This window comes from Pontibacter qinzhouensis (assembly GCF_008017455.1).
In the GTDB taxonomy this organism is placed as follows: domain Bacteria; phylum Bacteroidota; class Bacteroidia; order Cytophagales; family Hymenobacteraceae; genus Pontibacter; species Pontibacter qinzhouensis.
This window is the reverse complement of record NZ_VRTY01000155.1, coordinates 1-8,641: the sequence shown is the minus strand read 5'-3', so window position 1 is coordinate 8,641 and position 8,641 is coordinate 1. Positions and strand designations below refer to the sequence as shown.

The 8,641-nt window shown below is 44.5% G+C and carries 6 protein-coding genes; 2 read left to right on the top strand and 4 right to left on the bottom strand.

Annotated features, from left to right (window positions below; all coding sequences use genetic code 11):
• Positions 1-624: 624 nt before the first annotated feature.
• A complete protein-coding gene (locus FVR03_RS22980; RefSeq protein WP_147924122.1) occupies positions 625-1,419 on the bottom strand; it encodes an alpha/beta fold hydrolase in 795 nt (264 codons plus the stop codon).
• A gap of 680 nt (positions 1,420-2,099) precedes the next feature.
• Here FVR03_RS22980 and FVR03_RS22975 point away from each other — a divergent pair.
• On the top strand, positions 2,100-4,742 hold the full coding sequence (locus FVR03_RS22975) for an MGH1-like glycoside hydrolase domain-containing protein (protein ID WP_369410475.1): 2,643 nt from the start codon (positions 2,100-2,102) through the stop codon (positions 4,740-4,742).
• A 208-nt stretch (positions 4,743-4,950) separates the two neighbouring features.
• Here FVR03_RS22975 and FVR03_RS22970 read toward each other — a convergent pair whose 3' ends face one another.
• A complete protein-coding gene (locus tag FVR03_RS22970; protein WP_147924120.1) occupies positions 4,951-5,502 on the bottom strand; it encodes an outer membrane beta-barrel protein in 552 nt (183 codons plus the stop codon).
• A 140-nt stretch (positions 5,503-5,642) separates the two neighbouring features.
• Between FVR03_RS22970 and FVR03_RS22965 the strand changes: the two genes are divergently transcribed.
• Complete coding sequence (locus FVR03_RS22965; RefSeq protein ID WP_147924119.1) at positions 5,643-6,866, top strand: IS256 family transposase; 1,224 nt, start codon at positions 5,643-5,645, stop codon at positions 6,864-6,866.
• Positions 6,867-7,150: 284 nt separating this feature from the next.
• Here the strand turns inward: FVR03_RS22965 and FVR03_RS22960 are convergent, their stop codons facing one another.
• Together FVR03_RS22960 and FVR03_RS24635 are read right to left on the bottom strand one after the other, a co-directional pair.
• Positions 7,151-8,299, bottom strand: coding sequence for a hypothetical protein (locus FVR03_RS22960; RefSeq protein WP_147924118.1), 1,149 nt, complete (start codon positions 8,297-8,299; stop codon positions 7,151-7,153).
• 133 nt (positions 8,300-8,432) lie between these two features.
• A partial coding sequence (locus tag FVR03_RS24635) for an alpha-2-macroglobulin family protein (RefSeq protein WP_187270278.1) occupies positions 8,433-8,641 on the bottom strand: 209 nt, incomplete at its 5' end.

Here is an 8,641-nt window from a genome sequence, read left to right as displayed (position 1 = left end):
AGACTTCTACAATGCAACAGTAAAGCCTAAGGGCACCGGATAAAACTGTTACCAAATGTATTAGAACCAAATTAAAGGTTCCACATACCAGAAGCTGCGTAACATCAGTTATTAAAACATTGATGTAAGGCAACAGGAGTAGAGGCGCATGTTTTGGTGGTGTTTACAAATTCACACAGGGAGGCATTTTCTGATGTTGCAAACGAATCGTGGTTTTATCACTTTTTGTCAGCTTGAAAATTATTCAAATGAATTATGCCTTCAGAAGGATTTTCGCCTGAATTGAGTCAAGGGTTAGCCTACCAGATGTTACCCTGCCATGTGCTATGTAAGTTTGTAGGTTGTGCTGCGGCTTCAGAAAATGAAATTATTCAGATAAAAAGGGCCTTCCAAAGGTTTCTGGCGTAAAAAGCTCCAAGGGTAGATCGGCTTTGTAAGGATCTATGTGCCTTCACGCTTTTTCGTTTAGTAGATAGATTATTTTGTATACCACGGTGGCTTCCGGGTTTTGATAAAAATGATAAAATTTATATTTGTTAATCATCTGTGAAGCCAGAGATGTATGCCATATTATCAGTATTTCGCTGTTGTTCCTGTTCCTGACTTTTAAAATAAACCAAAGACTTACTGCAGGAGGAAATCCTCCATGGCAGCAATAGTTTCTAAGGGAGCACTTAGGTTAGGGCAGTGGCCGGTGGCTCGAAGATTTATAAGGGTGGAGCCGGTAATATGCTGGTGCACATAGTGGCCTACTTCCTCTGGCGCAATCATATCGTGAGAACATTGCAGGATCAGCGATTTAGTTTTAAGCTTCGGTAAATCCTCACGGTTGTCCGATAAAAAAGTGACTTCAGCAAAGTGTCTGGCAATAGCGGCGTTGGTATTGCAAAAGCTGGCAGCAAGTTCTTCGCCAAGCGATGGCTCCTCCGGATTTCCCATAATAAATGGTGCAAAAGAGTTTGCCCATCCTCCGTAATCCTGGTCCATGTAGGTTAGCATGGCTTGTATATCCTGGTATTCGAACCCGCCTGTATAATCACCATCGTTGTAGTAGCAGGGCGATGGGCCAACCAGAATCAGTTTTTCGAAATGAGATGGTGCCTTTATGGCACTCAAAATACCGATCATAGCCCCTACGGAGTGCCCTACATACACCGCGCTGTAGAGGTTTAGTTCCTGGCAAAGTTCAATTATGTCGTCTGCATAACCTTCCAATGTATTATACTTGATCCAGTTGTAGGCGCTAAGATCGGAGCTGCCGGAGCCAACATGATCGAACAGCACAATTTTAAAGTTCCTTAAAAAGGCAGGCGTAACATAACGCCACATATTCTGGTCGCAGCCAAAGCCATGGCCGAATATCAGGGCTTGGTTTCCTTTGCCGAAAATGTGGACATTATTACGTTTTAGCAGTTGCATATAGCTGTTTGTGTTTCGGCTTAAATCAAGATCCTTCAGGTTTTATACGAAAACAGATGCTGCTGATATGCTTTTATCGTGTTTAATTATAAAAGAGGCAAGTTAGACAAAGACGACATGCCACAGGAGAAGGCATCTAAGTGCTATGTAAATGCCTTAAATCACAAAGATCAGTCAACCAACTAGTAATGCCTCCTGCACCTGCTGTACTGCCACAAATTAGTAACCGGTAATTTTGTATGTACCAACTTGTAAATTGTCAGAAATCAAGATGGGTGAAGGTATTTGAACAGAAGAAAAACATGATCTGCCGACTACTTTTTTATGGCCTTAACCTAGCCACAGTAAAATATTAACTACCAGCTGTAAGCAGCAGAGGAGCAGCACGTTGCCACCAGCCACTGTGCCGGATTTCAGGTAAGGCTGCCAGGTTGATAGCTAATTTACAGTAAATGAATTATTTTTATAGCACTTCTGCCTGTATAGTTTGCAAAAATTTAAATTAATTACAACTAGTTTAAATAGAATTAGGTAATTACCTTCTGGAGATTGTAAATTAGATAATTCTATTGCTGAAAACTAACAAAGATTAGATTTTAGATTGTAAAGCAGCGATAGGATTTTTTTTAACAGTTAGTTTAACAATGGATAAGCACTCAGGGAAATTACAACCTTCGGAATTGAAAGATACTAAGAATAGATTAAAGTGGGGGCCTTACCTGACAGAGCGGCAATGGGGAACAGTTCGGGAAGATTACAGCTTCGACGGAGATGCCTGGAATTGCATAACACACGATAAAGCCCGCAGCATTGCCTACCGATGGGGTGAAGAAGGTATAGCCGGGTTCTGCGACGACAGACAAATTATTTGCCTGGCGCCTGCCTTTTGGAACGGTCAGGACCCCATTCTGAAAGAGCGCCTTTTCGGGTTAACAAACGAACAGGGCAACCATGGCGAAGATGTAAAAGAACTCTACTATCATATCGATTCAAGTCCTTCGCATAACTATGCCAAGTACCTGTACAAGTACCCGCAGGCTGCCTTCCCTTACGATGAACTTCTGAAGAAAAACCGGCAGAGCCGCACACTCCCTGAGTATGAGCTACTCGAGACGGATGCTTTTAAAGACAAACGCTACTTCGATTGCTACATAGAGTATGCCCAGGCTGATGTGGATGATGTTCTAATGAAGGTGACGGTGTATAATCGTGGACCTGAGGCCGCTACCATTCATGTGTTGCCACACATCTGGTTCCGGAACTACTGGAAACATAACGATTGGTTCCGTAATAAAAGACCGAAGTTATCTTCCAGTAGCGACCACTGCATCAAAACATCCTCTACCCGAAACTGGGAACTGTTTTTTTACCACCAGGCAGGGGAGCAGCTGTTCTGCGAGAATGAAACAAACAACAAACGCATCTACCACACCGACAACGAGTACCCTTATGTAAAAGATGGTATTAACGATTATGTGCTGCATGGGCAACCTACTGTAAATCCTGATAAAATTGGCACCAAAGCAGCTGTTTGGTATAAAAAGGAAATAGCGGCAGGCGGAAAAGAAGTTTTTAAAGCACGCCTGAGCCGGGCTGAGCTAAACGATGCCTGGTCCGATTTTGATGCAGTTTTCAGTAGCCGGAAATCCGAAACAGATAGTTACTACAAATCGCTGACACCTGTTGCGCTCAGTCCGGAACATCAGAAGCTGCTGCGGAACGCCTTTGGTGGCTTACTCTGGACAAAGCAGTTCTATTATATTGATGTGTACAAATGGCTCAACGGAGAACCCGGCGACACACCACCGCAACGGCTGAAGAAACGGAACGCAGACTGGCACCACCTGACCAACCGGCACATAATCTCGATGCCCGATAAATGGGAGTACCCCTGGTACGCTGCCTGGGACCTGGCTTTTCATGCCACTTCGTTTGTGCACGTAGATCCTGCCTTTGCCAAAGACCAGCTGCAGCTTATGCTGAAGGAGTATTACATGCACCCCAATGGACAGATTCCGGCGTATGAGTGGAATTTCAGCGATGTGAACCCGCCGGTGCATGCCTGGGCCGTGTGGGAAGTATACGATAAAGATAAGCAGAAAACAGGCAAGCCCGATATCGATTTTCTGGAGCGGGCGTTCCAGAAACTGCTTATGAACTTTACCTGGTGGGTGAACCGCAAAGACGAAAACGGCACCAACCTGTTCGAGGGTGGTTTCCTGGGTCTCGATAACATTGGGGTGTTTGATCGCAGCAAAATGCCTGCCGGTATCAAAAATATGCAGCAGGCCGACTCCACCAGCTGGATGGCCATGTTCTCGCTGAACATGCTGCGGATATCGCTGGAGCTGGCAGGGCATAACATTGCCTACGAAGAATCAGCGGCCAAATTTTTCCGTCATTTTCTGAACATCGCCTGGGCCATGCACCACATCGGCGACCGCAATATTTCGCTCTGGGACGATACCGACGAATTTTTTTACGATGTGGTTCAGTTTGAGAACGGCGGCACGCATCGCCTCAAAATCAGGTCGCTGGTTGGCATTATTCCGTTGTTTGCCGTAGAAATGATCAGCAAGAGTATTTTTGACCATTCTTACGAGTTTAAAGTGCGGGTAATCAATATTATGCGTACCCGCCCCGACCTTGCCTCCCTTATCTCGCATTTTGAGCAGCGTGGCCAGACTGGCGATTACATGCTCTCTTTGCTGCGCGGTCACCGGCTGGAGCACCTCCTGAAACGGCTGCTTGATGAGTCGGAGTTTCTGTCGGATTATGGCATTCGTTCGCTGTCGAAGTACCACCTGGAGCACCCATACGAGTTTCACCACAACGGCAGCCATGTAATACAGTATGAGCCTGGCGAGAGTTCATCGTATATGTTTGGCGGCAACTCCAACTGGCGCGGCCCCATCTGGTTCCCGCTCAATTACCTCATCATACAGTCGCTCCGGAAATACTACACCTTCTATGGCCCCACCTATGTGTATGAATTCCCGACTGGCTCAGGTAACAAGCTAAACCTACGGCAAATTGCCAATGAGCTGACTCTGCGCCTGCTGAAGATGTTCGAACAAGACGAAAACGGCAAATACCGCTACCACTCCGACCATGCCGAGTTCTCCGAAGATGAGCATTTTCAGGAGCACCACCTGTTCTACGAGTTTTTTAACGGCGATACCGGCCAGGGCCTCGGAGCTTCTCACCAAACCGGCTGGACAGCCTTGGTTACAAACCTGCTGCTCGAGATGGATGAAGAGGATTACAAAAACTCCGTCACTGTTAACAGCCAGGAAGTTGCCTACGGCTTTGCAGAAAGATAAGAACCCAATTATTCAAATAAAAACAGCCTTCCGAAGCATTTTTTAGCTCCGGAAGGCCAAGGGTTTGTAAAGGCTGCGAAGGGGGTACAGGTAAAGAAGTAGAGAAGACCCTTGGCAGAATTTTAACAGATTAGCTTCTGAAGGCCATTTCCATTTAAATAATTGGCAGTTTATGGTGTCGGCTTCTCTACATTCAGTTCCTGAGGCTCTACTTTGCGCTGGAACCTGGCAAATATATCTGGAAACCGAAACTGATGCCTAAGCGGCTGTTGCCCTGATAATTTATTAATCCACGATCTTCGCTGGTTCTGTAGTACAGCATTGCCTCCAGCCCCACCTGATTTGTCAGGAAATAAGCGGCACCTACACCTGCTCCAAAAAAACCGTTGTTATACTTTTGCTCGAAAGAATTTCCACTGTAGGAGTATTTGGTTTTACTTGTCATGTACCCGCCACTTGCCTCAACAAAAGGTCTGATAGGCATAGACTCGCCTATGTAATACCGAATGAAAGGCTGAATAGCAATGCCGTTTTGCCGTATATCGTCTCGGTTGTAATAATATAAACCCAAGGCACTGCCAATGGCAAAATTATCTGCTACAAAAAAGCCAATGCTAGGCTGTACAGTAACCGATATACCGTCAGAAAAACCCAGGTTGCCGGTGCCACCAAGCATTTTAGAACCTTTTTCTGTTTGACCAAAAGTGGCTGTTGAGCAAATAACAGCCAGAGCGAGTGTAAGTAAGAATGGTTTCATCATGTAATGTGTAGGATTAAAAGATTACAAAATATTATTTATCTGAAACTTTTTTGCTACACTTATTATGCCATTAACTAGTAATGGAGGCTGTAAAATAAACTGTGTCAAAGTAATAGAATTATTATTTTAGCACAGTAGATATGGAAGATAAAAACAGCCTGGATCTGGAACAGATCAAGCGTCAGTTTCTGGAGGAGTTCAGAAGCGGCAAACCGACCTTTGGTAAAGACGGAGCGCTTGGCCCGCTGCTCAAGCATTTTTTAGAAGCTGCCCTGGAGGCGGAGATGGACCTGCACCTGGATAAGGAGGAGCGGGGGAGAGGCAACCGCCGCAACGGCAAAGTGAGCAAGCAGGTGCGTACATCGGACGGGGTCATTGAGCTGGAGAGTTCCCGTGACCGTTCCTCCCGTTTTGAGCCGCAGATCATCAAAAAGCGGGAGACGCTTCTGGCCGAGAATCTGGAGCCCCGCATTCTGAGCATGTACGGGCTGGGGATGAGCTTTCGTGACATCTCCTCACACCTTAAGGAGATGTACGACATGGATATTTCCCATGACACGCTCTCTGCCCTGACGGAGAAGATCGTGCCCCAGGTAAAGGAATGGCAGGCAAGGCCGCTGGACTCGCTCTACTGCATCGTCTGGTTGGATGCCATGCATTATAAGGTGCGGCAAGAGGGGCGCACCGTCTCGAAAGCCGTCTACAACATCCTGGGCATTGACCGCAATGGCTACAAAGAGCTGCTGGGCGTGTATGTATCCGAGAGCGAAGGAGCTACTTTCTGGCTCTCGGTGCTCACCGACCTGCAGCAGCGGGGCGTGAAGGATGTGCTTATTGCCTGCATCGACAACCTCAAAGGCTTTGCCGAGGCCATCACCAGTGTTTTCCCGCAGGCAGAGGTACAGAGCTGCATCGTGCACCAGATCCGCAATAGCCTCAAGTATGTAGCCTCTAAAGATCAGAAGGAGTTTATGCAGGATCTCCAGCCTGTCTACAGGGCAGAGAGTAAAGCACTGGCTGAACTGCGGCTGCTGGAGCTGGAAGAGAAGTGGGGAAAGAAGTACCCCAAGGTCATCGAGAGCTGGCAACGAAACTGGGAGAAGCTGAGCACGTACTTCAAGTATACCGAGCCGATCACGAGGCTGGTCTACACGACCAATCCCATTGAGGGCTTACATCGGCAAGTACGGAAAGTGACCAAAACCAAGGGAGCTTTCCCATCCGATATGGCCCTGCTGAAGCTCATTTACCTGGCTCACCAGAACATCAGCAGGAAGTGGAGTATGCCGCTGGCCAATTGGAGTCAGACGGCCCAGCAGCTAGCCATCTGGTTTGGTGAGCGGATGGAGCTAGACTTGAAGTGAAAAAACACTTCAAGGTGTTGTTTTTGCTGTTAGGCTAAAGCCGTAACACCAAAAACAACAGTAAACCAATAAACCAAAGTGACACAGTTTAAATTACACTCCTTAATAATGTACTGATTTGGCTATATATTTTTAATCTAATTTATAAGTGATAGTTTTCTAAGCTGCTGATGATACCTGCACGGTGGCAGAAAATTTCACGGAGTTCCTGCTGCTTCATTGTAAGTTTGGAGTCCCCCTTCGGAAGACTCCAAACAGCGGGCGAGGGACGCAAAGGATAATACTCAATTATTTGATCTCCCTTTCCATCTGTCTTCTAATTCATCAGCTTTCATTCTATCTATAGCCGCTTCTGCATAATCTTGAAGCTTAAAATTTATTTCTGCTCGTTGCAAATAACAATCAATTCTATGCTCATAACCATCTACTTCATCATTAAAAGCTTCAATAGCTTTGTCCATATCATACAAAGCAGGTAAAAGTTGATCAAGGTTCATTTTACATTCTGCACGCAATGAATATAATTGAGAATTATAATATTTCTCGTTATATATCAGTGCTTTATTAATAAGGTCATAAGCTGTGATGTAATCCTCTTTCGCTATTAAGTCAATAGATGCGTTAAGGTATTCTCCTGCTGGATCATCGTCATTTGTATCATCATCAAATTCATCTTCATCTGTATCATTGACCATTTCATCATCGAAGGTTGAACTGTTAGCAATTTCTGTCATTAACATATCTAGTTTATCGGGATTCAATTCTAGATACTTTTCTATCTCAGATTTATTGCCATTTTTAACAATGATTGCTAACTCTGGATTTCGGCTTAGTATTGTTCTTAAAAGGTTATTATCCTTTATTTCAATACTTTCCAGTTCGGCTAAATATTCTTTAGTCCATGTTATCATTAAGGAAGATGGTGTATCATCAATATGCATATTTAGTTTTATTCCTTCATCTTTTCTTCTTACATGTAATCCTTCTATTAGTTGTTTTATAACTGTTTTACTGTATCCGTATTCTTTTAAACTGTTAATGTAAACATCCTTTACAAAGGCTGGCAAACCACCGTATTTATTTGAAATCAATAACTCACTTCTAGTTCTATCAAAAAGACTAAATTTTTGCTTCAAAAACAGGTAAATTTTTATTGCGTCATCCTTATTTACGACACTCTTAGGATGATGCAAAATAGTTGCTACAATTTTTTCTTGGTCTTTATCAACTGTTACGTAGTACATACCTGCCGCATGAACATAAGTATTAAATACTTCATCTTTAGTATACTTATATTGAAGATGTCCCCGTAGTTCACGTGTTTCCTGCTCAACTTGGGTCTGTCCTTTAGGAAAAATATGTCTGCGGATGTTTTCAAGTGCATCATTCTTTTTCAATTCCTGATTAGGTTTTAGAAAGTCAAATAGTCCCATATTATTTTTATTGATAGTATTATAAAATTGATAAATTTAAATCAATATATATAAGGATTTCAATTTTTTAAGTCCCCCGCTGTTTGGAGTCCCCCTTAGGAAGACTCCAAACAGCAAAAAAAACCAACCTCCACTACCTCACCCTAACAACTCCAGTCCCACTATAGCTATGATACTCCGCATTATACATAGCGTCAGCACCCACCGGCCCCATCTGGAAATCACCTTTATTAACCGCGCGAACCTGGTAGAAGAAGTGCTGCGGTTTTTCGCGGGCGGTGGCGTAGATGTTGATGCGGTCGTCGTGGATGTCGAGGTGGTCGGGGGTGGCGGGGTTTTGTT

Coding starts and splice junctions, on each gene's coding strand:
- FVR03_RS22980 (WP_147924122.1), bottom strand. CDS start 1,419: ATGCAACTGCTAAAACGTAATAATGTCCACATTTTCGGCAAAGGAAAC.
- FVR03_RS22970 (WP_147924120.1), bottom strand. CDS start 5,502: ATGATGAAACCATTCTTACTTACACTCGCTCTGGCTGTTATTTGCTCA.
- FVR03_RS22965 (WP_147924119.1), top strand. CDS start 5,643: ATGGAAGATAAAAACAGCCTGGATCTGGAACAGATCAAGCGTCAGTTT.
- FVR03_RS22960 (WP_147924118.1), bottom strand. CDS start 8,299: ATGGGACTATTTGACTTTCTAAAACCTAATCAGGAATTGAAAAAGAAT.